The 26,110-nt window shown below is 56.6% G+C and carries 21 protein-coding genes and 5 pseudogenes; 14 read left to right on the forward strand and 12 right to left on the reverse strand.

Going from position 1 to position 26,110, the window contains the following annotated elements; all coding sequences use genetic code 11:
* Nucleotides 1-25: 25 nt before the first annotated feature.
* The 11 genes and pseudogenes from AC1DWG_RS05505 to AC1DWG_RS05555 all read left to right on the forward strand — a co-directional run.
* Nucleotides 26-211 (forward strand): annotated as a pseudogene (locus AC1DWG_RS05505) (aldehyde dehydrogenase family protein); the annotation flags it as partial.
* Nucleotides 192-382 (forward strand): annotated as a pseudogene (locus AC1DWG_RS05510) (P1 family peptidase); the annotation flags it as partial. The pseudogenes AC1DWG_RS05505 and AC1DWG_RS05510, both read left to right, overlap by 20 nt.
* Nucleotides 383-635: 253 nt before the next feature.
* Complete coding sequence (locus AC1DWG_RS05515) at nt 636-1,463, forward strand: helix-turn-helix domain-containing protein (protein ID WP_223531588.1); 828 nt, start codon at nt 636-638, stop codon at nt 1,461-1,463.
* Between the two features lie 222 nt (nt 1,464-1,685).
* Nucleotides 1,686-3,230 carry an ABC transporter substrate-binding protein gene (locus AC1DWG_RS05520; RefSeq protein ID WP_477787452.1) on the forward strand — a complete coding sequence of 515 codons (1,545 nt, stop codon included), beginning with the start codon at nt 1,686-1,688 and terminating at the stop codon, nt 3,228-3,230.
* Between the two features lie 178 nt (nt 3,231-3,408).
* Nucleotides 3,409-4,425 (forward strand): ABC transporter permease, encoded by a 1,017-nt coding sequence (locus tag AC1DWG_RS05525; protein WP_223531586.1) that lies wholly within the window; start codon nt 3,409-3,411, stop codon nt 4,423-4,425.
* Nucleotides 4,422-5,306, forward strand: a complete 885-nt coding sequence (locus AC1DWG_RS05530) for an ABC transporter permease (RefSeq protein ID WP_223531585.1) — start codon at nt 4,422-4,424, stop codon at nt 5,304-5,306. Before AC1DWG_RS05525 ends, AC1DWG_RS05530 begins: the two co-directional genes overlap by 4 nt.
* Entirely contained in the window at nt 5,306-6,337 is a 1,032-nt protein-coding gene (locus tag AC1DWG_RS05535) for an ABC transporter ATP-binding protein (protein WP_477787453.1), read from the forward strand. The genes AC1DWG_RS05530 and AC1DWG_RS05535 overlap by 1 nt, the downstream gene beginning before the upstream one ends.
* A 24-nt stretch (nt 6,338-6,361) precedes the next feature.
* Complete coding sequence (locus tag AC1DWG_RS05540) at nt 6,362-7,318, forward strand: ABC transporter ATP-binding protein (protein ID WP_159389621.1); 957 nt, start codon at nt 6,362-6,364, stop codon at nt 7,316-7,318.
* A 6-nt stretch (nt 7,319-7,324) separates the two neighbouring features.
* Nucleotides 7,325-8,563: a serine hydrolase domain-containing protein gene (locus tag AC1DWG_RS05545; RefSeq protein ID WP_223531583.1), complete on the forward strand. Its 1,239-nt coding sequence runs from the start codon at nt 7,325-7,327 to the stop codon at nt 8,561-8,563.
* 249 nt (nt 8,564-8,812) lie between these two features.
* Nucleotides 8,813-9,994, forward strand: coding sequence for a hypothetical protein (locus tag AC1DWG_RS05550; RefSeq protein WP_223531582.1), 1,182 nt, complete (start codon nt 8,813-8,815; stop codon nt 9,992-9,994).
* Nucleotides 9,995-10,256: 262 nt separating this feature from the next.
* A complete protein-coding gene (locus AC1DWG_RS05555; protein ID WP_477787454.1) occupies nt 10,257-11,630 on the forward strand; it encodes an aspartate aminotransferase family protein in 1,374 nt (457 codons plus the stop codon).
* Between the two features lie 135 nt (nt 11,631-11,765).
* Here AC1DWG_RS05555 and AC1DWG_RS05560 read toward each other — a convergent pair.
* The 8 genes and pseudogenes from AC1DWG_RS05560 to AC1DWG_RS05595 form a co-directional block, all read right to left on the reverse strand.
* Nucleotides 11,766-11,974: pseudogene (locus AC1DWG_RS05560) on the reverse strand (site-specific integrase); the annotation flags it as partial.
* Between the two features lie 498 nt (nt 11,975-12,472).
* The gene (gene tcuC, locus AC1DWG_RS05565) at nt 12,473-13,774 is read right to left on the reverse strand and encodes a tricarballylate/proton symporter TcuC (protein WP_477787455.1); all 1,302 of its coding nucleotides are present in this window, start codon (nt 13,772-13,774) and stop codon (nt 12,473-12,475) included.
* 47 nt (nt 13,775-13,821) lie between these two features.
* The gene (tcuB, locus tag AC1DWG_RS05570) at nt 13,822-14,979 is read right to left on the reverse strand and encodes a tricarballylate utilization 4Fe-4S protein TcuB (RefSeq protein WP_477787456.1); all 1,158 of its coding nucleotides are present in this window, start codon (nt 14,977-14,979) and stop codon (nt 13,822-13,824) included.
* Nucleotides 14,966-16,420, reverse strand: a complete 1,455-nt coding sequence (tcuA, locus tag AC1DWG_RS05575) for an FAD-dependent tricarballylate dehydrogenase TcuA (protein ID WP_477764386.1) — start codon at nt 16,418-16,420, stop codon at nt 14,966-14,968. Before tcuA ends, tcuB begins: the two co-directional genes overlap by 14 nt.
* A gap of 160 nt (nt 16,421-16,580) precedes the next feature.
* Nucleotides 16,581-17,516: a LysR family transcriptional regulator gene (locus AC1DWG_RS05580; RefSeq protein ID WP_121102046.1), complete on the reverse strand. Its 936-nt coding sequence runs from the start codon at nt 17,514-17,516 to the stop codon at nt 16,581-16,583.
* A 150-nt stretch (nt 17,517-17,666) separates the two neighbouring features.
* Complete coding sequence (locus AC1DWG_RS05585) at nt 17,667-18,068, reverse strand: GFA family protein (protein WP_477787537.1); 402 nt, start codon at nt 18,066-18,068, stop codon at nt 17,667-17,669.
* Nucleotides 18,069-18,395: 327 nt separating this feature from the next.
* Nucleotides 18,396-19,295, reverse strand: a complete 900-nt coding sequence (locus AC1DWG_RS05590) for a DMT family transporter (RefSeq protein ID WP_477787457.1) — start codon at nt 19,293-19,295, stop codon at nt 18,396-18,398.
* A gap of 452 nt (nt 19,296-19,747) precedes the next feature.
* Nucleotides 19,748-20,818, reverse strand: coding sequence for an SDR family oxidoreductase (locus AC1DWG_RS05595; protein ID WP_477764384.1), 1,071 nt, complete (start codon nt 20,816-20,818; stop codon nt 19,748-19,750).
* 74 nt (nt 20,819-20,892) lie between these two features.
* Between AC1DWG_RS05595 and AC1DWG_RS05600 the strand changes: the two genes are divergently transcribed.
* The gene (locus AC1DWG_RS05600; protein WP_110625627.1) at nt 20,893-21,282 is read left to right on the forward strand and encodes a MerR family transcriptional regulator; all 390 of its coding nucleotides are present in this window, start codon (nt 20,893-20,895) and stop codon (nt 21,280-21,282) included.
* A gap of 282 nt (nt 21,283-21,564) precedes the next feature.
* Here the strand turns inward: AC1DWG_RS05600 and AC1DWG_RS05605 are convergent, their stop codons facing one another.
* From AC1DWG_RS05605 to AC1DWG_RS05615, 3 genes and pseudogenes are all read right to left on the reverse strand, one after another.
* Nucleotides 21,565-22,326 carry an SDR family NAD(P)-dependent oxidoreductase gene (locus tag AC1DWG_RS05605; protein WP_110625626.1) on the reverse strand — a complete coding sequence of 254 codons (762 nt, stop codon included), beginning with the start codon at nt 22,324-22,326 and terminating at the stop codon, nt 21,565-21,567.
* 285 nt (nt 22,327-22,611) lie between these two features.
* Nucleotides 22,612-22,779 (reverse strand): annotated as a pseudogene (locus AC1DWG_RS05610) (transposase domain-containing protein); the annotation flags it as partial.
* Nucleotides 22,780-22,926: 147 nt separating this feature from the next.
* Nucleotides 22,927-24,093, reverse strand: a complete 1,167-nt coding sequence (locus AC1DWG_RS05615) for an MFS transporter (protein WP_477787458.1) — start codon at nt 24,091-24,093, stop codon at nt 22,927-22,929.
* Nucleotides 24,094-24,187: 94 nt separating this feature from the next.
* Between AC1DWG_RS05615 and AC1DWG_RS05620 the strand changes: the two genes are divergently transcribed.
* Nucleotides 24,188-25,081: a LysR family transcriptional regulator gene (locus AC1DWG_RS05620; RefSeq protein ID WP_477764382.1), complete on the forward strand. Its 894-nt coding sequence runs from the start codon at nt 24,188-24,190 to the stop codon at nt 25,079-25,081.
* Nucleotides 25,082-25,391: 310 nt separating this feature from the next.
* Here AC1DWG_RS05620 and AC1DWG_RS05625 read toward each other — a convergent pair whose 3' ends face one another.
* A complete protein-coding gene (locus AC1DWG_RS05625; protein ID WP_477760226.1) occupies nt 25,392-25,601 on the reverse strand; it encodes a hypothetical protein in 210 nt (69 codons plus the stop codon).
* Nucleotides 25,602-25,795: 194 nt separating this feature from the next.
* Here AC1DWG_RS05625 and AC1DWG_RS05630 point away from each other — a divergent pair.
* Nucleotides 25,796-25,903: pseudogene (locus tag AC1DWG_RS05630) on the forward strand (transcriptional regulator); the annotation flags it as partial.
* Nucleotides 25,904-26,110 lie beyond the last annotated feature (207 nt).

Genomic DNA, 26,110 nt, shown 5'->3' on the forward strand with positions numbered 1-26,110 from the left:
GGGCGGGTGCCGAACTCGTCCATGAAACCGCCTGGACCTGATCTACCCCCGGATTCGCCGCCTCGACCACGCCATGGTCGCGGTCAACGGCGTCAAGTTCACCGGCCACCCGATCCCGTTCGGTGGCATGAAAGCCTCGGGGCTAGGCCGCGAAGGCGGCACCGAAGGCTTCGAAGCCTTTGTCGAAACCACGTTACGTGGTACAGGCTGACTCACCGCTCCTCTAGGCTTCGCTGCCGCATCCTGGCATGGGCTCGATCGCGTCGCATGCGTAGCCAATGATGCGCGGCTGCTGCCGCACCAATGCAGGTGTCTGGCGCAACGTGCCAACCCCGGCCTCGCCCGCACCGGTGGTGCTAATGAAGACCACAGCGGTGACATCTTGGGTAGTAATAGGTGCGAATTACAAATATGCAGCCGATGGTAATTCTACCGAGGCGTCAGGAATCGCTGGATAAGTTTGTGTATTTGTTGAGACGCTATGGTCGGGCTCAATGCTCGCGTCGATCACGGGTTGGCAATGCCGAGCTTCTGCGCCACTTTCAGGCACAGTCTTGCACTCAGCTTTTGAAACCGTGACCCCAAGCGACGATTAGTTCAGCGTGTTGTCAATTGTGGCGTTAGGAATACTCTTTATGGTCAGTTCCAGTTCATCCCAGTCGATGCAAGACTTCAGTCAAAACTTGCGCCTTCTCTGCGGATATTATAAGTCGGTGGCGAAGGTGTGCCGCTCCCTTGATATCAACCGCCAGCAGTTCAACAAATACTTGGGGGCGCAAGCGACTCCCTCGTCCTTTACCCTGCGCAAGATCTGCACTTTTTTTGGGGTGGATGAGGAGGAAATATTCTCCGAGCATGAATCCTTCCGCGCTCTGCTCAACAGGCAACGCACGGCGCGAGAGCCGGACAGTGCGGTACCAGCCGGTTTTTTCCCGAGCTCCGCGCAGGCGTTGTCGAAGTACCAGGGTTACTACTTTGTCTATTTGATGTCGCCTGCCGCGCCGGGGGAGGTGATCAAGTCGATTACCCGCTTGACCCGCTCCGGCGAAAAGATCCTGAGTAAAACCTACGAGCGGATGAGGCTGGGCGATGACCAGCTGAACAGTTTCGGCATCAATAAATATCGTGGGTTCTGCTTTGCCTCATCGGATCTGATTTACATCGTCGAGCGCGAGTACCTCTCGTCCCGGGGCTATATCTGGTCAGCGCTTTATCCCTCCTACCGCAGTCGTTTCCGTTTTCTCAACGGCTTGGTACTCGGCGTTTCGGGTGACAATTTCCGCCGTCCTTTTGGTGCCCATATTGTATTTGAGCACCTAGGCGAGTCGATCGACCTGCGTAACGCTCTCACCAGTTGCAGCTGTTTTCCGATTGATGCCCCTGAGATTCCCGACGAGGTGAGGTCGCGGCTGCTGGTACATCCATCAGAAGGTGAGTTCAACCTCGTCCCTCCGCTGTTTTAGTCTTTTTTTAAAATTGACGCTAGGTGACGCTTTGGGGCGTCACCTGGCGTTTTTTTCTTCGTGCTCGCGAAATTGAGCTGGCTGTGCGGCAGATCGATAATGCCATACACCACTCAGAAGTCAGTTTCGTTAACGGCCAATCACATCATTCATTCCAGTTGAATGAGTGCCTGTTTCTACAAGTGATCCGCTGCGCCCGCCATAAAAATAAGAGGAACACCGATGAAATTCAAAAGAACATTGATGGCGGGGTTGATGGCGCTGTCCATTACTGCGCCATTGACCAGTGGTTTGGTGTATGCGGCAAACAATACCTTGGTTGTCGCTGATCGAGCCTCTTTCAAGGATTGGGATCCAGCTTCGGCTTTTTCGGAGGAAGTGCGGGTACTGGGCAATATCTACGAGACACTAGTTGTATATAACGCGCCAGGCAGTGCTGAGGAGTTTTCCCCCGGGCTCGCCACGTCCTGGGAAAGCAGCGACAACGGCAAGACCTGGACCTTCAAGCTGCGGCACGGCGTTAAATTTCATGACGGTTCGGCCTTTAATGCCGCAGCGGTCAAAAAGTCCATTGATTACGTCAAGGAGCTGAAACAGGGCGCTGCGTTTGTATGGAACGGTCTGGATACCGTCGAGGCCCTCGCTGACGATACGGTAGTGCTCAAGTTTAAGAGTCCCACTCCGGCCAATTTGATCGCGGCAGGTCAGTATGCCGCATACATCATTGCCCCGGCGGCGGTGGAGAAAGGTCATGACTGGATGATGGCTCCCAACGCCATCGGTACCGGTCCCTACAAACTTGGGCAGGTCGAACAGGGCCAGCAAGTGGTGCTTGAGCGATTCGATGGCTACTGGGGAGGTTGGAAAGAAGGGCAATTTGATCGGGTTATCGTGAAGGTCGTATCCGAAGCCGCCACTCGTACCCAGATGATCAAAAATGGCGAGGCCGGTGTCGCTTGGGATATCCCTCTTGATCAGCTCAAGGTGTTGGGAGAGAACCCCTCCATCAAGGTGAGCACCGCGTCTTCGTGGAAGAACTTTCAATTTTTGATCAATACCCAGAAGTACCCTACGAACAACCTGGCATTTCGTCAGGCGCTGCAGTACCTCTGGGACTATGAAAGTGTCACCAAAGATATTTTGCATGGCTACGGCAGCGTTCCCAAGGGGCCTTTGCCCACCAGCATCTGGGGGCATGCCAGCGTGCCTATGGCCTCTTACGATCTGGATAAAGCCCGACAATTGTTGGAAGCCTCCGGTGTACCTAAGCAGGACTGGAAGGTCTCGATGCAGTACATCAGTGGCATCTATGCAAACGCTGCTGAACTATTCCAGGCGACGGCGTCTCAGGTTGGCGTTGAGGTGGAGTTACTCCCCGGCGAGTGGGGTGTGATCTGGGATAAGGCAAAGAAGCTGGATACCGCTCCCAACCTGCAATCTATGGCTTGGTGGCCGACGTATCCGACACCCAGCGATTGGCTTTTCAGTGAGTTCCATACAGAGAAAACCACGCTATTCAATCTGTCTCACTACAGCAACCCAAACTTTGATCAGTTGATCGAAGAGGCGGCGGCGTTAGAAGGCAGTGATCGGGCCCAATCCACTGAAAAGTACGTGCAGGCCCAGCAGCTACTGGCCAAGGACGCTCCTGCGATCTGGTACGCCGACGTGCAGCAGATACGTGTCTCCCGCAAAGACATTAAGGGTATGGAAAAGAGCCTGAATCCTGCTTATGAGGCGATTCTCTATTACAACTTGAATCGCTGAATGCTGAGTCGTCCTTGATGAAGTGGTACGTGTAATACCTGATTTGCCATGTAAATCGATAACCAGGCAGTTAGTTAATTTGCCTGGTCATTCCCTCAAGGGTTAATCCGCTTTTGGGGTTTTTATGTAGGGCGTAAGAAGTCAGGGTCAAGTTTTTTAGCCACAAGGGGTATTCCAAATGGCGAAGTATATAGCTCAGCGATTGATAGTGATGTTCTTCATTCTTTTGGGAGTGTTGACCATCACCTTCGTTCTGAGCCGAGCTCTTCCGGGTTCCCCGGTAGAAATGATGCTGGGAAACCACCCCACGGTGGAGCAGATTGCCGTCGCACGGGAAAAACTGGGGTTGGATAAGCCTCTGCCGATCCAATACTTCAATTACATCGGCGATCTTCTGCGAGGTGATTTTGGCACTAGCCTGCGCACCGGGCGGCCGGTGGTGGAGGAAGTGGTCAGGCGGGTTGGCGCGACTTTTGAACTGACATTCCTGGCGATGTTCTGGGTGGTGGTGCTGGGGGTGCCGATCGGTGTCATCTCAGCGGCGCGGCAGAACTCAGTGGTCGACAATACGGCTCGAGCGGGGTCCATCGCCGGGACGGCGTTTCCAGTTTTCATCCTGGCCATGGGCTTGCAGTTGCTGTTCTACGGCAAGCTCAACTGGCTGCCCCTGCAAGGACGTATCGATGCTTCCATTCTACTCGATAGCCCCTTTGAGCGTGTGACAGGCTTTTACCTGATCGACACGCTGCTGGCCGGTAATTTCCAAGCACTGTGGAGCGCCATCAAACACCTGACGCTACCCGTGCTCACCCTGGTCATCGTGACCTTGGCCACTGTCACCCGGATTACCCGCAACATGATGGTGGAGGTGCTATCCGAGGAGTACATCCGTACGGCCGTTTCTTACGGTGTACCCAAGTGGCGCATCCATTACGCCTATGCCCTGAAGGCGACAATGATTCCGCTCCTGACAGTGGTGGGCCTGACCTTCGGTTACCTGCTCGGTGGTGCAGTAGTTGTTGAGTTCGTTTTCGATTGGCCCGGCCTGGGCGGCTTCGTGGTGTTTTCGATTGCCCAGAATGATTTCCCCGCCGTGATGGGAGCCACCCTGGTGCTGGCCACGACGTATCTGTCGATCAACCTGATCGTTGATCTCTTGTATCACCTTGTTGATCCGAGGTTGCGAGTCCAATGAGTATCCAAGACGTATCCCTGTCCATGCCCTCGCGAGCCCCATCGTGGCGTATCAAGGCCCTGGCGTTTGCCTGCGATAACAAGTTGTTTGTATTCGGCGCGCTGTTATTGCTGCTGATCATCCTGGCGGCAGTCTTCGCCCCCTGGCTTGCACCTTATGAACCGAACAAGATTGTCTTTTCCCAGAAATTGCTGGCACCCAACTGGGCACACTGGATGGGCACCGACGAGTTTGGTCGCGACATTCTTTCACGGGTGCTTTATGGCGCACGCACTTCGCTGATCATCGGAGTGAGCGTGACTCTGATTGCGATGCTGATCGGGATTCCGATCGGGCTTGTTTCCGGTTACTTCGGTGGTCGAGTGGATACGCTGCTGATGCGTTTCACAGATGTGTTCCTGGCCTTTCCACCGCTGTTGTTGCCGATCGCTATCACCGCTGCGCTGGGATCGGGATTGGCCAATGCCATGTTAGCGCTCGCTGTCTCCTGGTTTCCCTGGTACGCGAGGATCATGCGCGGTGCGGTAGTACGGGTTCGGTCAGAAACCTATATCCATGCCGCCCGTTCCATGGGCGTCAGTCACTGCCGTATCTTGCTTCGCCATGTACTGCCCAATGCCACCACGCCTGTGATCGTGCAGGGGTCCATGGACTTTGGTTACACCATTCTCGCCGCTGCCTCGCTGAGCTTTATCGGGCTGGGGGCCAAGCCGCCCATGATCGAATGGGGGCTGATGGCCGCAGCGTCGCGCTCGCAGTTACTCGAGAATCCCTGGACGGTGCTGTTTCCCGGAGTGGCGATTTTTGTCCTGGTGCTGGCCGTCAACCTGGTAGGTGACGGGCTGCGCGATGTGCTTGATCCAAAGAAGGGGATGCGCTGATGATCGACGAATCCTTGCAGTATTCGACTATTGAGCGTCTCGCCGCTGCGAATAACGACGCAGCTCAAGACCTGGTGCTGGAAGTGGAAGGGCTGACGGTGTCCTTCCCAGGTTTGTTCAAGACCGTACAGGCCGTACGCGGCATCGACCTTAAGATAAGGCGCGGCGAGATCCTCGGGTTGGTGGGGGAATCGGGCTCGGGCAAGTCAATGACGGCCATGTCCTGCCTTGGATTGATGCCTGAGGCCGCTCGGCTGGGAGGCAGTGTCAGGGTCGCCGGACAGCAGGTCAACGGCGCGTCGGCGTCGCAGCTGGCGGTTTTGCGTGGCGGTGGCGCGGCGATGATCTTCCAGAATCCGATGAAGGCGCTCAACCCGTTCTTCACCGTCGGGCGGCAGATGATCGATGTCATCGGCTGCCATCGGCAACTGAGTAAGGCAGAAATCCGCGCCGAGGCGCTGAGCTCGCTGGAAGCGGTGAGCATGCCCGACCCCTCTCTAGCGCTAGCCAAGTACCCGCACCAGATGTCTGGCGGTCAGTTGCAGCGCGTGGTGATTGCGATGGCGCTGGCCTGTCGGCCAAAACTGCTGATCGCCGATGAGCCGACCACGGCGCTGGACGTCACAGTGCAGGCGCAGATCATCGCCCTGCTGCGCAAACTGGCACGGGAGCAGGACCTGGCGATTCTGTTTATCACCCACAACCTTGGGGTAGTGGCTTCGCTCTGTGACCGGGTGGCGGTGATGTATGCCGGCGAAGTGGTGGAGAGCGGTCCGGTGGGCGAGGTGTTCAAGCGACCTGCACACCCCTACACCCTGAAGTTGATGGGCACCGTGCCCAAGTTGGGGCAGGGACCCCAGCCCCTGGGCTTCATCCCGGGGCAGGTGCCGAACATGGAGGCTCCCCCGGCTGGCTGTGCCTTCAACCCACGTTGTGAACGCGCCACCGGACGCTGCAATCAGGCTGCGCCGAGGGTTGTCATCGGCAAGGAGCACTGGGCAGCTTGCCACAACATATTGGTCAAGGTGTGAGGCTTCTTTGAAAGGTAAACGGCTATGAATAACAACAAACAGCCCGCACTGTTGAGCGTCAATCAGTTGCACAAGACCTACGCCAGCCGCGATGGCCTGGTGACCGCCATTGACCACATCAGCCTGGAGGTGCAGGTCGGTGAGACGGTCGCGCTGGTGGGGGAATCCGGTTGTGGCAAAAGTACGGTGGCCGCGACCTTGCTCGGTCTGCTGCCAGCCGATAGTGGGCAAATTCTGGTCGAAGGTCGGCCGCTGCCCACTGATGCCAGGGCGCGGGGCAGGAGCTTGAGTATGGTGTTCCAGAACCCGTATGCCTCGCTGAACCCAAAAATGACGATCAAGGCGATTGTTGCCGAGCCGCTGAAGGTTGCCTTTGGTTTGCGCGGTAGCGCCTTGCACGCGCGCATTCTCACGCTGCTGGGAAATGTGGGGATGGGCGAGGAGCACATGGAACGCTATCCCCATGAATTCTCCGGTGGCCAGTTGCAGCGTATCGCTATCGCCCGGGCCCTGGCGCTGGAGTCAAAACTGCTGATCCTCGATGAGCCTACGGCGGCGCTCGACGTGTCGGTCCAGGCCCAGGTGCTGCAACTGCTCAAGACGCTGCAGACCGACAATGGCCTGAGCTACCTGTTCATCAGCCACGACCTTGCGACGGTCGAGTATCTGGCGCAGCAGGTGCTGGTGATGTACTTGGGGCGCATCGTCGAGGCCGGGCCTGTGGAACAGGTGTTCGGCCGACCGCGTCATCCCTACACTCGTGCGCTGCTCAATTCAGTGCCCTCCATCGACCCGGAGCGCCGTGACCAGTTGCAAATCCTGAGTGGCGAGATCCCCAGCCCCTTGAACCGGCCTGCCGGGTGCCACTTCGCGCCCCGTTGCCCGCGGGCCAGTGAGCGTTGTCGCCGAGAGGTGCCAGCCGAGACCCAGGATCACGGCCACCGCTTTTCTTGCCACCACCCTCTGAACGATGAGAGCTGAACCCCTATGTACAATAAAAAAGACATGACCGCTCCCGGCATTGGTTATCAGGACCTAAGTTTGATGCAGGGCTATCCGCCGCCCCGGGAAAAGCAAGTCGGCCTGCATAATTGGGACAGTCCGCCCTATAACCGCTGGTCGTTCCAGCACATCAGCCAGTTATTTCCGGTGGCCGCTATTCATCGCAGTCCCGGGCCGGTCACCGAACTCGAGCGCAACGAACGCTCACTGGACGACGTACGTTTCCAGCGGGTCGACGGCGGACAAACCGATCTGGCGACCTTCTTGACCGATAGCTACACCGATGGTTTTTTGGTGCTTCATCAAGGCAAGGTGGTTTCGGAGCAGTATTTCAACGGTATGCAGCCGCACACGTTGCATCTGTTGCAATCGGTATCCAAGACCGTCGTCGGTAGCCTGGTCGGCAGATTGATCGGCCAGGGCAGAATCGATCCCCAAGCGCGTGTCAGCGACTATGTGCCCGAGCTTTCGGCAAGCGGTTATGGCGACGCTCGGGTACAGGATCTTCTGGATATGCGCACGGGAGTGAGATTCAGGGAGGACTACACCGATCCTGATGCTGAATTCATTCAGTTGGATATCGCCTCGGGTTGGCGTGAACGGGGAGAGCGAGAGTCACCTGACAGCATTTATGGTTTGTTGAAGTCGCTGAGTAAGGACCGTGAGCATGGCCACTACTTTGAGTACCGCTCAGTGGATACCGACATGTTGGCCTGGGTTTGTGAGCGGGCTTGCGGCGAGCGGCTGCCCGTTTTACTGAGCCGGGAAATCTGGTCAAGACTGGGGGCAGAGCAAGACGCGAATATCACCCTCGATAGCGTTGGAACTGCATTGGCCGATGGCGGGATGAGCGCCACGCTGCGTGATCTGGGGCGCTTTGCCCAAATGTATCTGCAGGGGGGACGTTTCAACGGCCAGCAGATTGTTCCAGAGGAGTTTGTGCGTGAATGCGGCCGTGGCTCCACACCGGCTTTTGAGGTTCTCTATGGCTTTTACGTCAAGAGCTTTCCTGGCGCGGCATACAGTAATCAGTGCTGGGTATTGGACAGTGAACTAGGTACCTACTCGGCGCGCGGAGTATTTGGGCAGAGTATCTATTGGGATCCGGCCTCTGAAGTGGCAATCGTAAAACTTTCCAGTTGGCCGGACTTTATCAATCCAGAGTGGACGTTGAATACCTTCCGTGCCTGTGCGGCAGTAGTTGAAGAACTGCAACGCAGCTGACGCGGGAGTATGAATGACCGCGGCTTGTCAGACACCTCCCAGCCTTAATGAAGAGGTGCCATATACAGGCTCTGCATAGCTACACCCAGACCCTGCAGGCCGCCGGCGGCTGACCCTCCCGGCCCGCACCTGGACGCTGTTAACAGCCTTCGTCCTGGCGGGTCTTACCCCTTTTATCCAGACCGCGCTTTTGCCGTGGCCGGGATAGCTGTTGCCAAAAATAAGACCTAGAGAAGAGACGGAGCGACCATGAACTTGAATACAACCCGGGCCTTGCGCTCATTGACCCCACTGGCGCTATTGGGCGCCCTTTCCAGCCCTGCGATGGCGATCCAGGTTACCGATAACCTTGATCTCGGTGGTGCCGTCCGGGCGCGTTGGGACTATGACCCGGATCGCGACATCCAGACGTTCAACTTCGACACCGCGATCCTCAGCGCCAAGTACAACTCCGACACCTGGATTGGCGAAGCCAAGTACCGTTTCTACGGTCGAGCCTACCCTTACAAGTACACAAATAATGTCGGTGACGTCCAGTTCGCCGAGTTGGCGTGGATCGGCTACAAGTTCAACCCCGACCAGCAGGTCCAGGTCGGCCTGAACCAGCTGCCGTTCGGTTTGCAGCCGTACTTCGGCAGCACGTTCTATCAAACCCTGGGCAGCGTCATAGGACTGGAAGACATCGAAGAAGTCGGTGCCAAGTACATCCAGCAAAGCGGCGACTGGAATGTTCAGGCCGGTTATTACCTGCGCCCGGCCTGGCAGGGCAAAGGCACCAGCAACGGTGAAACCTACTCCACCGTGGTCTCCGAAGCGGACAGCTATGTCACCGACGGCAGTAACAACCAGGAACGCAACACAGTGGTCCTGCGGGTGGCCAAGGCGCTGGACCTGGGGCCGTGGAAGTCTGAAGTCGGGATCTCCGGCCTGACCTCGTCCCTGGAGAACCGCGACACCAACAACGATGGCCGGCGCAATGCCATGGCGGTGCACTACATCGGCAAAAACGGTCCGTGGGGCGTGCAACTGCAAGCCGCGCGACAGCAGATGTCCCCGCGCAACCCTGGCACCGATGAACTGGTGACTTTCGGCGGTTACGACGGCACCTTCAACGTCGCCAGTCGCGGCAACTTGTATGTGGCGGATTTGAGCTACGACGTCAGCGGCAAGTACCTGTTCGATCAGATCAGCGGTGTGAAGCTGTACGCCAACTACAGCGCCTTCGATAAGTCCGCGGACGATTTCAAGACCTCGCAACGGATGATTTTCGGCACCTCGTTCTCCCTCAGCAAGCTATGGATCGCCACGGAATGGTTGTACGGCAAGAATGATCCGGTCATCGGTGGCGGCAGCCTTACCCAGAGTCTGGGGGCTGGTGGTAGTAACCAGTGGGAAAACCAGTTGTACATGAACATCGGTTATTACTTCTGATCCGGATTTTTTGGCAACAGCCTTAAAGTCCTCTTCGCGAGCGGGCTCGCCCACAGGTTTAGCGCATAACCTGTAGGCGAGCCTGAATTGGTCAAGTAAGTCCGGACACCGATTACGGTGTTTATGCCGCTTTTTGCTCCATGGCTTTTGGCGACAGGTAGTTGTTGTAGCTGTGGAGCCTGGTGCGGTTGCCTGGGTATTTAATTTGGGTTTCTACACGGCCCTTGGTTTAACGAATCCTCTCTCACTTCGAGGCAAAATCATGACGGATTTGCTTGCACAACAAGATGTTAAAAATCACCTCCATCCTTATACGGATGCTCGACTTCTTGAAGCGGATGGCCCCCTCATTATCGAGCGTGGAGAAGGAGTTCATGTTTATGACAATCAAAATAAGCGATACATCGAGGCGATGTCAGGGCTATGGAGTGTAGCACTTGGTTTCAGCAACCAGCGGCTGATCGAGGCTGCCGAAAAGCAGCTACGTACACTGCCGTTCTATCATGTGTTTTCCAGTAAGGCACACCGTCCCAGCATCGAGCTCGCCGAAAAATTGGTGGAGATGGCTCCGGTGCCGATGAGCAAAGTGTTTTTCACCAACTCCGGCTCTGAGGCAAACGACACGGTAGTTAAGCTTTTGTGGTACCGGAACAATGCACTGGGGAAGCCCGCCAAGAAAAAGTTCATCAGTCGGCAGAACGCATATCACGGTACCACTACCGTAAGTGCGAGCCTCACTGGGCTGCCAGCAAATCAGCGCGGCTTTGACGTTCCCCTGCCGGGCTTCCTGCATGTCAGTTGCCCGCACTTTTACCGATATGGTCGAGCAGGTGAAACAGAAGAACAATTCGCCGATCGCCTCGCCCGAGAACTGGATGATCTGATCATCAAGGAAGGCCCTGAGACGGTCGCAGCGTTTTATGGCGAACCGCTGATGGGAGCGGGGGGTGTGATCATTCCGCCGAAGACCTACTGGGAAAAGATCCAGAAGGTGTGCCGCAAGCATGACGTCTTGATTGTCGCGGACGAGGTCATCTGCGGTTTCGGTCGAACCGGCAGTATGTTCGGTTGCGAGACCTTTGATATCAAACCAGACGTCATGGTGGTATCCAAACAGCTGTCGTCCTCCTATCAGCCCATTGCAGCCATATTGATTAACGACGCTGTTTACCAAGACATTGCCGACCAGAGCCATTCGATCGGCACGTTAGGGCATGGCTTCACTGGTAGCGGGCACCCGGTAGCTACTGCAGTCGCCCTGGAGAATCTTAAAATTATCGAAGAGGAGGGCCTGGTTCAGCATGCTGCTGAAATGGGGATTATCCTTCGCAAAGGGCTTCAGCAGTTTGCTGATCATCCAATGGTTGGCGAGGTTCGTGGTGTGGGGTTGATTGCTGCCGTTGAGTTGGTAGCCGACCGGCACACAAAAGAGCCTTTTGAGGCTGTTGGCAGACTCGGGCGGTATCTGTCCTCTCAGACCCAGGAGCGTGGAATGATCAACCGAGTCATGGGAGATGCATTGGCATTCTGTCCTCCGTTGATCTCAACGGAGAAGGATATCAATGAAATCCTTGGAGTTTTTGCGGCTTCTTTGGATGCGACACAGCACTGGTACCTCAAACACACTGCACAGTAGTTAACGCCAATCACTCCAGACAGAGCCGGAATGCGGAGTCCTCCGACCTGCCGCTTCGTATTCGCTTTGTCCTTTGGCCAAATGAGGCTCCAGACGGCATCCCTAGTCAGGATGGAGTCTCATCAGGACAAAGCACCTTTTCATGTCCGTTAGGGATTTGCGCGGCCGGGACCCGCAGGAGTAACTTTGTTCTGATCGCCCCACCGATAGCGATAGAAAAAGCTGACCGACGCACCGTCATAACGGACTGAGATTCGACCGGCGAGATTGCCATCCTCCCTGAGGATTCGGCCGGCATCATTGGCGGTCAGCGACTCGAGTTCTGTGATGGTGATTTTGGCCATGAAATGGGTTTCCCCTACTTTTCCCCCCACAAAAACGTCGGCTCTTAATGGACGTTACTAGACTCTCGTAGAGCAGAACACCGCTGGAACTCAAGTAAATACTCGCTTAAAAAAATCCAGAGTGAAATTTTGGGATCTTTCAAGAAGTATGAAAAAGGAGATGGGGTGCTAGGGGGCGAGTGTTCGAATCACTCCGTCCCGACCATATAATTCAAGGGGTTGCGAGATTTTATCTCGCGACCCCTTTTTATTTTTATTGGTTTTTACCCCTACAAAACGACTGGCTCTGGGTGGAATCTTCAGCAGATATCAAGGCCGGAATGTGTCCTGGGGGAGGGCTATGGTCCCTGCTTTATGAGTGAATTGACGACTGTTTTTGGGATAATCCCTGTCGCATGTTAACGGTGCTATTGGCCGGTTTCTGCCTTACGTTACCGGCCGAAATTAATTCGGCTCCCGCCGTGGATCGACGCTGGTAAGCGATCGGCGATCGAGGAACTAAACAGTTCTGACTGCCAAAGCTTTTTGCCGACGATACAGAATCGTCGTCGCCGTGAACCCACACAGCGCCGCGAACATCAGCCAGTAGGCAGGTGATGCCTTGTCGCCCGTGGCCTGGACAAGCAGTGTCGAGATTGCCGGGGTAAAACCGCCAAACACCGCGGTGGCCAAACTGAAGGCCAGAGAAAACCCGACTACCCGCACGTTTTGTGGCATGACTTCGGTCAATGCCGCGACCATGGCGCCGTTGTAAATGCCAAAGAAGAATGAGAAGTACAGGAGAACAGCGAGCAGTCGTTCGAAACTCGCCGCCTCTGCCAGCCAGTGCATGGCGGGATAGGCGGTGAAGATGCACAGCAACGATATCGCCAGCAAGAGTGGCCGACGGCCAATGCGGTCGGAGAGGGCGCCGCCGATAGGCAGCCAGATAAAGTTGCTGATGCCGACCAGCAGTGTGACCACCAGGCTGTCGGTGGTGCTCAGGTTCAGAACTGTCCTCCCAAACGTCGGTGTGTAGACCGTAATCAGATAGAACGTGGTGGTGGTCATGGACGCCAGCAAGCCGCCCGCCAGTACGGTGCGCCAGTTGTCACGCATCGAGCGAAAAACTTCGCGAGTTGTTGGACGATGGCTGCGAGCAGTGAAGGCAGTGGTTTCTTCCAATGAGCGGCGAATAATGAAAATGAACGGGATGATCACGCAGCCAATGAAGAACGGAATACGCCAGCCCCAATTGGCGATTTCAGCGGCTTGCATCGTGGCATTGATCGTGTAGCCCAACGCAGCCGCGACGACGATCGCCACCTGTTGGCTGGCCGATTGCCAACTGGTGTAGAAACCGGTGTGACCGGGGGTGGAAATTTCCGCCAGATACACGGAAACACCGCCCATTTCCGCGCCGGCGGAGAAGCCCTGGAGCAGCCTGCCCAACAACACGAGAATCGGTGCCGCCACGCCGATGGCGGCATAGCCCGGCACCAGGGCGATCAATACGGTACCGGCGGCCATGATCGACAGCGTCACGATCAGCCCCTTGCGACGGCCCACCTTGTCGATGTACGCCCCCAGCACAATGGCGCCTAACGGACGCATCAGGAATCCGGAGCCGAATACTGCGAAGGTCATCATCAGCGACGCGAACTCGCTGGTGGCTGGAAAGAAGGTCTGGGAGATGTAGGTCGCGTAGAACCCGAACAGAAAGAAGTCGAACTGCTCGAGAAAGTTACCGCTGGTGACCCGCAAAATGGCGCCTGATTTGGACCCCTTTGCTCGGGTTGTTGCCGTTGTCGTTTTCATCATGGCTACCGTTATGCTCACTATTGTTTTTGGAATGAGTGTTTTAATTGTCAGTCGCTGCCGGCGTTGATCGGGTTGGGTTGACGCTTCTCGATGGCGTGTTTGAGCAGCGCTGCGCTGCGGAATATTCCATGGGCAAATTTGCTGTAGGGCATGGTCAAGAAAAACGCCATGACCAGGCCGAGATGGATAGCCAACATCAAGCCCAAGGCGCTGGTTTCACGCAAAGCCAGTAGCGCCAGGCCGCTTGCGCTGACCAGAAACAGCAGCGCGATGAAGCCGCGATCCATGGGTTTTTGGTTCTCATCGCCGTGCGCAGGGTTGCGACGCAGGTTCAGCCAAAGAAGACCCGCGGGGCCGATCAGCAGGCCGATGCCACCGGCAATACCCAACATCACCGGCAAGCTGAAGATCGGATAAGGCGCCGACCACTTCAGCAGATAGTGAAAGAGCGTGGCGACACCGGTGGCGGCGAAGCACAGCATGAAGCCGTAGAAGGTGAGGTGATGGAATCGGCGTCGCCACAAGGTGAATTGATCATCGGCATTGTTGCAGCCCTCGCCATGGCCGCCGTCCAGATATTTGAGCTTCGCGACGTTGGCCGTAGCCTCCAATGCAGCGGACGTTTTCAACGGCAGTGGCGCTGCGACCGGTGAAACGTTGCGCCAGAAGCGCCGTACACCCAGGGTCAAGGCAAGTACCGCAAAGCCGAACACTGAGCCAAACATCAGCGCCAGGGTGTTATGCGGGAAAATCTTGTAGAAGTCGCCCGCGGGAATGGCCGTGAACAGGTTGCCCATGAGCATCAGGGTCAGGCATAAAAACAACGCCAGTCCCCCACCGGAAGCCAGCGCCAGGGTCAGGCCGTTGCGCTGATACAACTTGCCCATGGCTTGCGGCCAGGCGTATTCGGCGTAAGTATCCAGGCGCACTTTGGCCATGGCTTTGGGTATGTTGACGTCGAATTCGTGTGGGGCGGCGTACTGACAGGCGTGCAGGCACGCGCCGCAGTTATGGCACAAGTTCGCCAGGTAATGGATGTCGGCCTGAGTGAATTCCAGGCGCCGGGTCATCGCCGGAAATACCGCGCAAAAGCCTTCGCAATAACGGCAGGCATTGCAGATGGTCATCTGCCGCTGGACTTCACTTTCGTCAAGATTCAACACCGGGATCAACCCGCCCGACGCTTGGGGATCAAACAGTTGCATGTCGAGACTCCGTGTTTGCAGATGAAACGCCAAAGCCCACCGAAGCGGCCGCCTGCACACCGGCGATGCGGCCAAACGCGGTACCGATGGCCATGCCGATGCCGGCGGTGTAGCCCTTGCCCAGAACATTGCCGGCCATCATTTCTCCCGCGACGAACAGGTTGGGGCTCGCGTTGCCGTTGAAATGCACGGCAGCGGTTTCGTCGGTGGCGAGGCCGAGGTAGGTGAACGTGACACCCGGTTTAAGCGGGTAGGCGTAGAAAGGTGGTTTCACCAAAGGCCGCGCCCAATGAGTTTTGGCGGGCATCAGTCCTTGGGTGTGGCAGTCGTCCAACGCCGTGTGATCGAACGTGCCAACGCGGCAGGCGCGGTTGTAGTCCTCGACAGTCTTGACGAATTTTTCTTGAGGCAGCTTCAACTGGCGGGCAAGGTCTTGCAGAGTATTGGCGGTGGTGCCGGGAAAGACCGGCGGCATGAAGCGGCCGATGGCTTGTTGATCGATGATCGAATACGCCTGCTGACCGGGTTGTCCGGCCACCAGACGCCCCCAGATCGCATAACGTTTTGGCCAGAAATCCTCACCTTCGTCGTAGAAGCGTTCGCCATCACGATTGACCACCACACCCAGAGATACGCAGTCGATTCGGGTGCAGATGCCGCCGTCGTAGAGCGGCGCGCGGGCATCAATCGCGACCATGTGTGCTTGCGTCGGATCGCCGATCACATCTGCGCCAAGGTCGAGCATGCGCCGTAGCAAAATGCCGGTGTTGAATCGGGTGCCCCGGATCAGGAAATTGTCCGATGGCCATTCACCACGCTCATTCTGGCCCCAGGCTTCGCGCAGCCATTCACGGTTGGATTCGAAGCCGCCGGCCGCCAACACGCAGGCCCGGGCTTCGATGCGTTCTGCGGCGAAACGCAGACCATCGACCTCATGTTCGCCCACGTGGGCGGCGACGAATTTCCCCTCATCCAACTCGATGTCGGTCACTTGCGTGTTGTAGCGAACTTTTACACCCAGGCGTTCGGCGCTGCGGAAATACGCATTGACCAGCGCTTTACCGCCTCCCATGAAAAACGCATTGGTACGCGCCACGTGCAGCGCGCCGGACAGCGGTGGCTGAAAATGCACGCCGTGTGAACGCATCCAGTCGCGGCAAGATGACGATGCCCGAATGGCGATGCGAGCAAGCTTTTCATCCGTGAGGCCACCGGTGACCTTCAACAGGTCTTGCCAGTATTCTTCTTCCGGATAGGCATCGATCAGCACGTCCTGCGGTTCGTCGTGCATGCACCGCAGATTACGGGTGTGTTGGGAGTTGCCACCGCGCCAGATTTTCGGAGAGGCTTCCAGCAGCATCACGCTGGCGCCCGCTTCTCGCGCCATCAGAGCGGCGCACAAGGCAGCGTTGCCACCCCCTATGATTAAGACATCGATCATTATCGCTCCTCGATTTGCAAGGAAGCGGGAACGAAGTGCTCCTTGCGAGTGGGGAGAACGATAGGGTGGGGAAGGAGTGGCCGAAAGGCTGCTTTTGACGCGGGGTGTTTAGTTTTTCTAAAGGCTTTGTCGTCAGGAGATGTCCGGGGTTGAAGGAGGATTACGCGTCTACCCCTTCTATCCACGTAGCTCCAGGCCACTGTTTGTCGACGACCAACTGTCGCGCCACGTCGACGATGACCAACCGCGTTGCCAGCGCCGCCGGAGAGAGTTCGTCGTCAGCCAGCGTCGCCAGAAGATTACGTCGGCCCACATGGGGATCGGCAATCCTGATCAGTGAAAGTCCGGACCCGTCTTTCAATGCAGCGGCCGCCCCCGGTTGTATCGTCGCCGCATGACCGGCCCGAACGGCGTTCATCAAAACAGCGAGACCGTCGACTTCCATAATGACATTGGGTGTTAGCCCGACCCGCTCGAACGCGCTCATCAATGCCGAGCGCAATCCATGTTGCGCGCTGGGCATCACCAGCGGCAGGCCGCCAAGGTCGGCTAACTGCACGCTGTCACCAGAAGGCGCTTGTGGCAGGCTGGGCGAGGCAATGACAAACAGCTTTTCATCCAGCAGCGGAGTCACGCTCCAGCGTTTACCCCCTTCGAGCTGGAACAGGATGGCCAGGTCAATTTGCCGTGCGTTGAGCTGCGCCGCCAAGTGGCCGGAAAGCATTTCCACCAAATGCAGTTGTATGTCCGGATAACGCGCACGCATTGCGTTGATCAACGGCAACGCGAGCACCGTCGCGGTAGTCGGTGGTAAGCCGACGCTGACATAACCGCTCATTCGCCCGCGATGGGCGGCCATGATTGCGTTTTCCGCCTGGCGTAGCGTCAATTGGGCATGGTGTAAAAACGCAAATCCGGCGCTAGTGGGCGTCACGCCGGTAGAGGTTCGATTCAGGAGGCGGGTGCACAGTTCGCTTTCCAGCTTGGAGATTTGCTGACTGAGGGCTGACACACCAACGTCCAGTTCAAGTGCCGCACGCCCCAGGCTGCCAAGCTCGATGATTTTTACGAAATAGCGCAGTTGTCTCAATTCCAATGTGGCTGCTCCCCGCGAATTTGTTATTCAAATACCTGAACGTTTGCCACGCAAGTTACGAAGCCCGAAGAGGCAGCATTGTCGCAGGTTTGGGTTGACCGTTGAGCGCGTGCGCTTTGTCGAGGACTGGTAGCAGTTGACCCGAAGCTGTCATCGAGACTGTGGCCACTGATCCTGTACTTCATACCAGGGCGCCTTGGACGTCACCTCTACATGTTGCTGCTTGTCGGTAGTAAAGGTCGTGTCTAGCGAACCCAGCGCTATAGATTTCCAGTCTGCGTATCCACCCCGGCTTTGCGACCAGAACAGCGACGACCCGCACTGGCCGCAGAACTGACGAAGCACTGATTCGCAAGAGCGGTAAGTCGTGATGCACTCCGCGCCCTGGATGATATGCAGGTCAGTTCGCAGCACGCTGCCATAGCTGGCAAACGCTGCCCCATGACTTTTACGGCATTGGTTGCAATGGCAATGTGAAACCGCTTTGGGGCGTGATTTTATTTCGTAACTGACGGCGCCGCAGAGGCAGCTGCCTTGGAAAGTGCCGGTCATTTTTTGAGGTGGCCAGGTAACTAAACGGGTCAATTTAAACGTTGGCACGAGGAGTGTCGAATGACTGCTCCTGGCCGATTCTGTTGAAAAAGTCGGCCATGGTTTGCGCATCGGAAAAGTACGCGTCCGAGATTGAAATCTTTACTTTTGGCAGAGGCTTCCGGACTCGGATTTCACGTAGCAGTGTGCAAAAAAGGCGTTTTAACCAGTCAATGACCAGGCTGTTTGGGCGAACCGACTTTTTCAACAGAATCGGCCAGAAGCGGTCAGTAGCTCAAAACACTTAAAAACCACTGGTTGCTAAAGTAATCAGGATCCGAAAATAGCTCACTCGGTCGAAGGTACGGATGCTTTGCTGCCCAAGCGGATTAGTTCATTGGAGAAACACAGGCCGACGATGATCAGTGCCGCTCCCGCGTACAGGCTTTCGCGCGGTACTTCATTGAGCGCCACAAACGCCAGCAGGGCGGCGAACAGCGGCTCGGTCAGTTCCAGCGCCTGCACTTGGGATGGCTTGAGATACTCGATGGCCTTGGTGGTGCAGAAGAAGCCAAGGATTGTCGGCAGCGCGGCCAGCGCTAACAGTGCGGCGATCGCCAGCGGCGACAGCTCGCCGATCACGAAATCAACGGCCGCGGCCGGCATCAGCAGGTACAGGCTGCCAAAGAACAGCAATTGCCGGGTGAAGTGCAGTCCCCCCGACACGCCCATCCGCTTCATGGCAACCGAAAACGCCCCATAGCCGCAGCCGGCCATGGAGGCTAGCGCAGCACCTTGCAGGGTAAAGCCCTGCTGCAGGTCGGCGCCGAAGATCACCGCGATCCCGGCGATAGCCAGTGCGGCGCCCACGGTCGCGTTCGCGGTGATGGCATCCTTGAGAAAAATGCGCCCCAGAATGATCGAGGAAATTGAGGCACTGGCCATCAGCACCACCACCACACCTGCTGCAGCGTAATGTCGATAGGCGGACGTTTCGAAGTGGAACAGCAAAAAGATGCCAAGGAACGCGCAGATAGCCGCCTGAGTCCATTTGGTCGTCGACGCCGGGCGCTTGAGGAAAAGCAGTAAGATCGAGAGAAGCATGCAACCCAGTACGGTCTTGATGACGGCGACACTGCTGGCGGTGAAGCCATTACTCATGAGTACTTTGCTGAGTACACCGATCGTTGCGTTCAGTGCCGCAGCGGAGAGTGCAAACATGACGCCTTTGCTGAAAGTAGATTGCATTGATGACGATCCCTGTCGCTGAATTGTCGTTCGATAGAATGCCGCCCTACATCGACGGCGCAAAGTTTGAGGATACGAAGATCCCACCAACCCCAGTATTTATTGTGGGATAAGCTGGATCGCCCAGTAGGATGCTGTCGACCTTCTTGAAGTTCCCGTACGAAATGGCGGAAAAAAGTTGGTGGATCAGGTGGCGTTCACTCCCAAGCATCGCTGTGAAGTAGTGCTCAAGCGGATGATTGAGGCGATTGAGTGTTAGTTAAACATACCCCCAAGCTAGAGGCGATTATGCACCCTGCTCTCCCAGCATAGGATCAACATGACTCGACAAGGGCCGATTTCAAGCACGATGGTTGCACTTCTAAGTTGATGAGTCCGCATTACTTACCTTAGGAAAGTCCATTTAATCGGGGCTAACGACTTTGTCGCCCCCAAGGGAGAAGTCAGAGGGCTTAGCCCTTGGTTATGCAATATGAGTTGACGAACGTTGCAGTGTGCTGCAAAGACTGACGTATATCCGGTTTGGCTATTCCATACCTGTTGGCAAATTGCTCGACCGCCGCTGTATCAAAACGAGTGGTCTGGATAAAGTCCAAGGCTTCGGGTTTTGTATTCAAAATCCGCGCGACGGGAGGAATACTCAGTAGCAACTTCAGCAATCGGAGTGAAATGTAATGCTTGGGAGACTTTAAGCCCAAAGGTTGTGCCACCTGTACCAAGAGTTCTCGCAAATTGGGAGTTTGGTCATCAAGCGCCAGCAGTTCCTGACCCACCATGGCAGGATCAAAAGCACAAACCGCCACCAGTTCAACCAGGTAATCCACGGTGACCAGTGGCAGCCAGTGCTTGGCGGTACCAGGCACTGCAGTCAGCTTTCCCTGCACAAGGTTGCGTATCAGCTCCACTAGCGGCTGACCGTCAACGATATGCCCCGTGCGGCTGTGGCCACAGACCGTCGCGGGGTGGACAACGGTAATCTCCCCACCCTTGGCGGACATGACCTCCAGGGTCGCAAAATGCGCCTCCAGCTTGCTCGCCTCGTAACCACCGACATGCCGGTAGACGGCAGGCCAATTCGTCAGCTCCGGATTACGAGGATCAATCCCGATGCGTTGCAGATGTTCATGATTTTTCAGCATGTAGCCGCCGATCATCACTAACCGGCTTTTTTGCTCAGCCGCCAACAGCGCCACGCGCTTTGCCCCTTCTACGTTCACCGCACGAGATTGCTCCACTGAAAGTCCCCAGGCGAAGTGGGCGCCCAGGTGGAATACGACGCTGGCGTGCCTTAGCACTTCTCGATCAGCAAGACTCAGCCCCAGGTTGTCCCGTTCCAGATCGCCAGCTACGGCAAATACCCGGGTTGCGCACCCGCCCAAATTGTCGATTTGCTCCCGCAGTTCAGCTAGTCGCTCCGGGCGACGCATCAACACCCGAATGGTGTGACCTTTTGCACTCAGGTACGCCACCAAATGTTGACCGATGAAACCGGTACCCCCCGTGACAAAGCACTCCACGCTCATTTCCCTGTTCCTTGTTTAAGGTGAGGAACCAAGCGTAAACTATCAACCCAACTCTATGGTCAAGCGGTGTTTTCATGAAAATCGGCGAACTCGAGGCCCGCAGCGGTGCCAGCCGCCATACGCTACGTTACTACGAGCAAATCGGCCTGATCTCACCGCAGCGGCGAACTAACAACTATCGCGATTACACAGCGCAAACTCTGCAGGATCTGGACTTTATCCAGCGCGCGCAAAGCATGGGGTTTTCCCTGGGGGAAATAGGCGAGATTCTGGATGCGCAGCGGAACAAGCTGATCGATTGTGCTGACGGCGCCAAGCTAATTGAAAAGAAGATGGCAGAAGTCAAACAGAAAATCGCCAACCTCCAAAGTATTTATCGGTATCTGGATGAAGAGCGTGCAAACCTCGAAGCCAGTGCTGCCAAACAACTTGAGCTTCAGCAGTTGAACAACTCTTCCAACTGAACGGTCAGCATCTAGAGAGCGGAAGCTGCAGCCTGCTTCAAGTTTCAAGCCCCCTTATGCATTTTCTAAAGCCTTCTGGCCAGGCCCTGGACAGCAAACGTCCGCCCAACAGACCTTGCGTGGTTAAACGGGCGCCCATCTATGCGGCAGCAACTCGGTAATCTGTATCCGTCCGGCGGTGTCCTCTAGCCCGCCCTGAAAAGCTATGGTATCCGTCCTTTGGGCGAGTCGGCGAAACAGAGTGACTCGTCTTCTCACCTGCTACACCGGAGCACGCTAAACCTAGGTCAGATTCAACCCGCCGTCTGAGAGGAGTATTTCGCCGGTTAAGTAGTCCGACTCGACCAGCATTACAACAGCTTTTGCGATGTCGTCTGGGCTAGCGGCCCTGCGCATAGGTGCACGAGTTCGCCACAACTCTTGAGCACCTGTCCACTCTGCGGTCAGAGGCGTGTCGACCAAGCCAGGCGCCACAGCGTTTACGCGAATTTCTGGCCCCAGCGATACCGCGAGCAAGCGGGTCATGTGATTAAGCGCAGCTTTGCTTACCGCATAGGGAATCGATGCACCCTTAGGACGGATACCGGCATGCGAACTGATGTTTACGACGCAACCTGCTCGACGGTCACGGGCGGCATCGCGTAATGCCGACTCGGCCAATGCGACTAGGTGGAACGGCGCCACGACATTAACCTCGTTAAGTTCGTGCCACACCGTCGAGTTGGCCGAGGCAAGGTCGCAGTGCGGAATGACTCTGCTAATACCGGCGTTATTGACCAATACGTCGAGCTGCCCCCACGCGGCGATCGCCTCGTTAATAAGCCTGACCCTGTCAGCTTCGAAAGCAAGATCAGCTTGCACGTAAATAGCCTGCTTCATTTCGGCAACCATAGCGCGTCCCGCATCCGCAGAATTTCGCGAATGGAGCACCACCGCATAGCCTGCACGGCTTAGTACACGTGCAATGGCTGCGCCGATACCGGAAGTGGATCCTGTAACCAACGCGACGCGTAATACGTTATCGATTGTCGGATTGGGTTTCATATGGATATCTCGAATTGGTTGCTAAAAAGCCATCACCGTAGCACCAAGCGGGCAACGTCGGCGTCAGGCGGTCACGATAGGCAGGTATCCATTTTCAAATCAGGTTGGCGCTTATTCTGCGGCGCAAAGCTACGCTTTTCATTGAGACGTCCGGCTGTACGTATTCTTGGACGACTTGGGCTTTAAAAGGTTTGGGGCAAGAAGTTCTCTGACGCATGGAAATCCTGGCGATAATGGCGAAGGTGTCCACGTACTTTTAAGTGAAAAACACCGCCTTTGTCACAGCTATCGGCTAGGTTTATGCGTCCGACACCACGCCTTGCGTGATGAAACCGGTTGCCACTTATGCGGCAACAACTGATCGACTTCACTCGCCCGCTGCGTCGGCAGGCGCGTGAACACGCCCTTTAAATACGCATACGGTTCATGGATGTTAAGCCGTGCCGACTGGTTCATCTGCAACACTCCTTCTGCTTACACAGAATTTAGTTGTGTTGCATCGACCGGTTGAATCCACAGGCCGTTTGCTGCCTTTTGTGGCTAAAGCTTTCGACCACTAGCCGTCACTCATCGGTGGTGACTAACAGCCCCCTCCTCATCTCACGCCACCGCAGCCGCACTCGTTCTGGAGCGCCGGGCAAAAGCCAACACCATCAGCAGCCCCAGACCCGCCATCGCCGCTCCGGCCAAGGAGATCGCGGGATAACCCAACCCAGTATTGATCACCGCTCCGCCCAGCGCCGCACCAATCGCGTTACCAAAATTGAAGGCACCGATGTTCACCGCCGAGGCCAGATTGGGCGCGTCCTTGGCAGCTTCCATCACGCGCATCTGTAGCGGCGGCACCAGGGCGAAGCTGGCGATACCCCATATCAGGATGGCGACGGCGGCCGGTAGCGGCCAACGCATCAGTACGGTGAACGCCAGCAAGACGAGAATCAGCACGCTTAACGAAACGACCAGGGTGCGATCGATCGATCGGTCGGCGGCCTTGCCGCCCCACATGTTGCCCAGCGTCAACCCTACACCGAACAGCACCAGCATGGCGGTGATGTAGGCAGTGGAAGCGTGGGTTTCGCTGCTGAGGATCGGCGCGATGTAGGTGAAGACGGTAAACATTGCACCCGAGCCGACTACGGTCAGGGCCAATGCTCCCAGCACCGGGCCTCGGCCCAGTACCCGTATCTCGGCAAGTACACCCACGCCCTGCGGCGCCGGCAGATTGGGCAGGGCGAACCACAACGCGGCCATAGCTACTACGCCAAGACCGGTAATACCCCCGAATGCGGTACGCCAGCCGAACAGTTCGCCAAACCAGGCGGCCAACGGCACACCGCCGATGGTCGCCAGGGTCAGGCCCATGAACATTGCCGCAACCGCCCCGGCACGTTTCTCCGGCGCGACCACGCTAGCGGCGACGATGGAGCCGACGCCAAAGAACGCACCGTGGTTGAGCGAGGTCACCACCCTGGCGAACATGAGGCTGTAGTAATCGGTAGCCAGGGCTGACATCAGGTTACCCAGGGTGAAAATCGCCATGAGTCCGATCAACAGATATCGCCGGGGAATCTTGCCGGTGGTCAGGGTCATCAGCGGCGCGCCGAGCAGTACGCCCAAGGCGTAAGCACTGACCAACAGACCTGCGGCGGGAATGGAAACGCCCAGATCCGCAGCGATTCCCGGCAACATGCCCATGGGGGAAAACTCAGTAACGCCGATGCCAAAGGCACCGATGGCGAGTGCGACAAGTGGTGGATTGATACGCATGGAAGGCTCCTTATCTATGCCGCCAATGCTACGATCCAACCTTTTGAGGCGGTAGATAGCATTTTCGGCAATCACCTTTGCGTAAGGGGCACAAGTGGACTTCAATGGCAGGTCAGGTGAAATGAGCGTGTTCGCCACCGTGGCGCAGGAAGGCAGCCTGTCGGCCGCCGCGCGTGCATTGGGGCTGACACCCTCGGCGGTCAGTCGCATCATCGCACGGGCCGAACAACGTCTTGGCACCCGCCTGCTGTTGCGCACCACACGAGCGATCACCTTCACCGCCGAGGGCGAAGCTTTCCTGCGGGGTGCCCGGCGTATCTTGGCCGACATGGACGAGGTTGAAGAAGCCATTGCCGATCAGGGCGTACCGAAGGGCCGATTGCGGGTTAGCGCCGCCCTTGGCCATGGACGGCTGGCCATCGTTCCTTTGGTGGCAGCATTCAGCGCTCGTTACCCGAACATCGTCGTCGACCTCACGCTCGGCGACGAAGTGGTCGACATTCTCGGTGGCCAGGCGGACGTGGCGGTGCGCTTTGGTCATCTGCCAGACAGCCCGCTGACCGCGCGCAGGATCGGCGACACCGGCCAGGTAGTGGTGGCATCTCCCGAGTATCTGCAGCGGCACGGCACTCCCCAGGAACCGGAAGACTTGCTAAGGCACAACTGCCTACGCTTCAACTTCCGGCGTGCCGAACCGAACTGGCCGTTCATCCGCGACGGAAGAGAGTTCTCCCTGAAGGTCAACGGCAACATCGAATGCAGCAGTGGTGAAGCACTGGCACAACTCGCGAGAGTAGGTGCCGGCATTGCGCGCATTGGCGAATTCAGCGTGAGCGAGGATCTGCAGCGCGGCCAACTGATACCGCTGCTCGAAGCCTGGAATCCCGGCGACCAGGAACCGATTCATGCGGTGTTCGTAGGTGGCTCGGCAATGCCGGCGCGGGTGCGGTTGTTTGTGGACTTCTTGCTGGAACATCATCGGATGTAAGCAGTGGGCGTCACCTGATCCTTGTGCTCGCGATTCTGTTGGCATCAAGCAAGTATTGATCGACCTATCGTTGGGCGCGCTATCAGTGAGTGGTCTGTCTGACTGGAACAATCGGCGCCAAGGTATTGATGCCTCGTCTGCACGTCAGAGATGACCGAGATTGGCCTATCTCTGACGGTCGTATAGATGGCGAGTCATGGCAGCAGCAACTGTTGAGATTAGAAGCCGCCACAGACACCGTGGGCCTTCTGCCGAGAACGTATTTCCAGGGAAATGAACGTTTACCCGATTTGTGTCTATAAGGAAGAAGTCATTCCGGCGTCATCAGCACTGCTAACGTCATGTTGATGAATTCCTCGTTCTTGCTGATCGTTGCCAGCGCGCCGCGCACATTGCCTCCAATCTCACCCGAGCCGCGCTGCTCGACCCACATCGTCAGCTCCATGATGGCGGCTTCGAGAGCCAACTGTTTTTGATTGATCTTGAAGAGTAGGGAAGGGAGTAGGTCTGCGTTCGACATCGTGATTCCTCCGTGAAAGAAGTCAGCGTAGCAGGAGGGCTAACTGAGGGTGGGAGATAGAGTCACGGTGCGCACTCGGCTTTATCAGCTACCTTGAATGCTCAGCATTCACTGGGGTGCATGGAGCGTTTCACTCGGCCCTAACCCTATAGCGTCGGCACTCGTAATCTGCTGCAAGTGAGGGTCTATAAAAACCTAACACCGGCGAAGTGGTAGAAACCAAAGGCGGCAATCACAAAACGCTGAAAGAGTGGAAAGCAGAACACGGCTCCGCGACTGTTGAGTCCTGGCTGACCAAGTGATTTTGGATTGAGTACAAACTAGGGCCCTCGCGGGCCGAAAAAAAGCCCGCGATGGGGAGGGCGGGCTGAGAATCACAAAAGGAGCTAGATCTACCGTACGCCAACGGATGTGAAAGTATTGTAAGACGAGCTAGCTACTCTAGGGCAAATGTATGAAGTCAACTGCGTGGCGCACCATGCTCTACCATCGCTCGCCATTCCTGCACG

The sequence above is a fragment of the Pseudomonas sp. P4_B3 genome, from assembly GCF_056402295.1.

What these genes read in the sequence shown, in the direction of transcription:
- AC1DWG_RS05600 (WP_110625627.1), top strand. Translation starts at nt 20,893, where the DNA reads ATGAAAATCGGCGAACTCGAGGCCCGCAGCGGTGCCAGCCGCCATACG.
- AC1DWG_RS05595 (WP_477764384.1), bottom strand. Translation starts at nt 20,818, where the DNA reads ATGAGCGTGGAGTGCTTTGTCACGGGGGGTACCGGTTTCATCGGTCAA.
- AC1DWG_RS05535 (WP_477787453.1), top strand. Translation starts at nt 5,306, where the DNA reads ATGATCGACGAATCCTTGCAGTATTCGACTATTGAGCGTCTCGCCGCT.
- AC1DWG_RS05590 (WP_477787457.1), bottom strand. Translation starts at nt 19,295, where the DNA reads ATGCAATCTACTTTCAGCAAAGGCGTCATGTTTGCACTCTCCGCTGCG.
- AC1DWG_RS05540 (WP_159389621.1), top strand. Translation starts at nt 6,362, where the DNA reads ATGAATAACAACAAACAGCCCGCACTGTTGAGCGTCAATCAGTTGCAC.
- AC1DWG_RS05530 (WP_223531585.1), top strand. Translation starts at nt 4,422, where the DNA reads ATGAGTATCCAAGACGTATCCCTGTCCATGCCCTCGCGAGCCCCATCG.
- AC1DWG_RS05545 (WP_223531583.1), top strand. Translation starts at nt 7,325, where the DNA reads ATGTACAATAAAAAAGACATGACCGCTCCCGGCATTGGTTATCAGGAC.
- AC1DWG_RS05615 (WP_477787458.1), bottom strand. Translation starts at nt 24,093, where the DNA reads ATGCGTATCAATCCACCACTTGTCGCACTCGCCATCGGTGCCTTTGGC.
- tcuA (WP_477764386.1), bottom strand. Translation starts at nt 16,420, where the DNA reads ATGATCGATGTCTTAATCATAGGGGGTGGCAACGCTGCCTTGTGCGCC.
- tcuC (WP_477787455.1), bottom strand. Translation starts at nt 13,774, where the DNA reads ATGATGAAAACGACAACGGCAACAACCCGAGCAAAGGGGTCCAAATCA.
- AC1DWG_RS05605 (WP_110625626.1), bottom strand. Translation starts at nt 22,326, where the DNA reads ATGAAACCCAATCCGACAATCGATAACGTATTACGCGTCGCGTTGGTT.
- tcuB (WP_477787456.1), bottom strand. Translation starts at nt 14,979, where the DNA reads ATGCAACTGTTTGATCCCCAAGCGTCGGGCGGGTTGATCCCGGTGTTG.
- AC1DWG_RS05585 (WP_477787537.1), bottom strand. Translation starts at nt 18,068, where the DNA reads ATGACCGGCACTTTCCAAGGCAGCTGCCTCTGCGGCGCCGTCAGTTAC.
- AC1DWG_RS05550 (WP_223531582.1), top strand. Translation starts at nt 8,813, where the DNA reads ATGAACTTGAATACAACCCGGGCCTTGCGCTCATTGACCCCACTGGCG.
- AC1DWG_RS05555 (WP_477787454.1), top strand. Translation starts at nt 10,257, where the DNA reads ATGACGGATTTGCTTGCACAACAAGATGTTAAAAATCACCTCCATCCT.
- AC1DWG_RS05515 (WP_223531588.1), top strand. Translation starts at nt 636, where the DNA reads ATGGTCAGTTCCAGTTCATCCCAGTCGATGCAAGACTTCAGTCAAAAC.
- AC1DWG_RS05520 (WP_477787452.1), top strand. Translation starts at nt 1,686, where the DNA reads ATGAAATTCAAAAGAACATTGATGGCGGGGTTGATGGCGCTGTCCATT.
- AC1DWG_RS05625 (WP_477760226.1), bottom strand. Translation starts at nt 25,601, where the DNA reads ATGTCGAACGCAGACCTACTCCCTTCCCTACTCTTCAAGATCAATCAA.
- AC1DWG_RS05525 (WP_223531586.1), top strand. Translation starts at nt 3,409, where the DNA reads ATGGCGAAGTATATAGCTCAGCGATTGATAGTGATGTTCTTCATTCTT.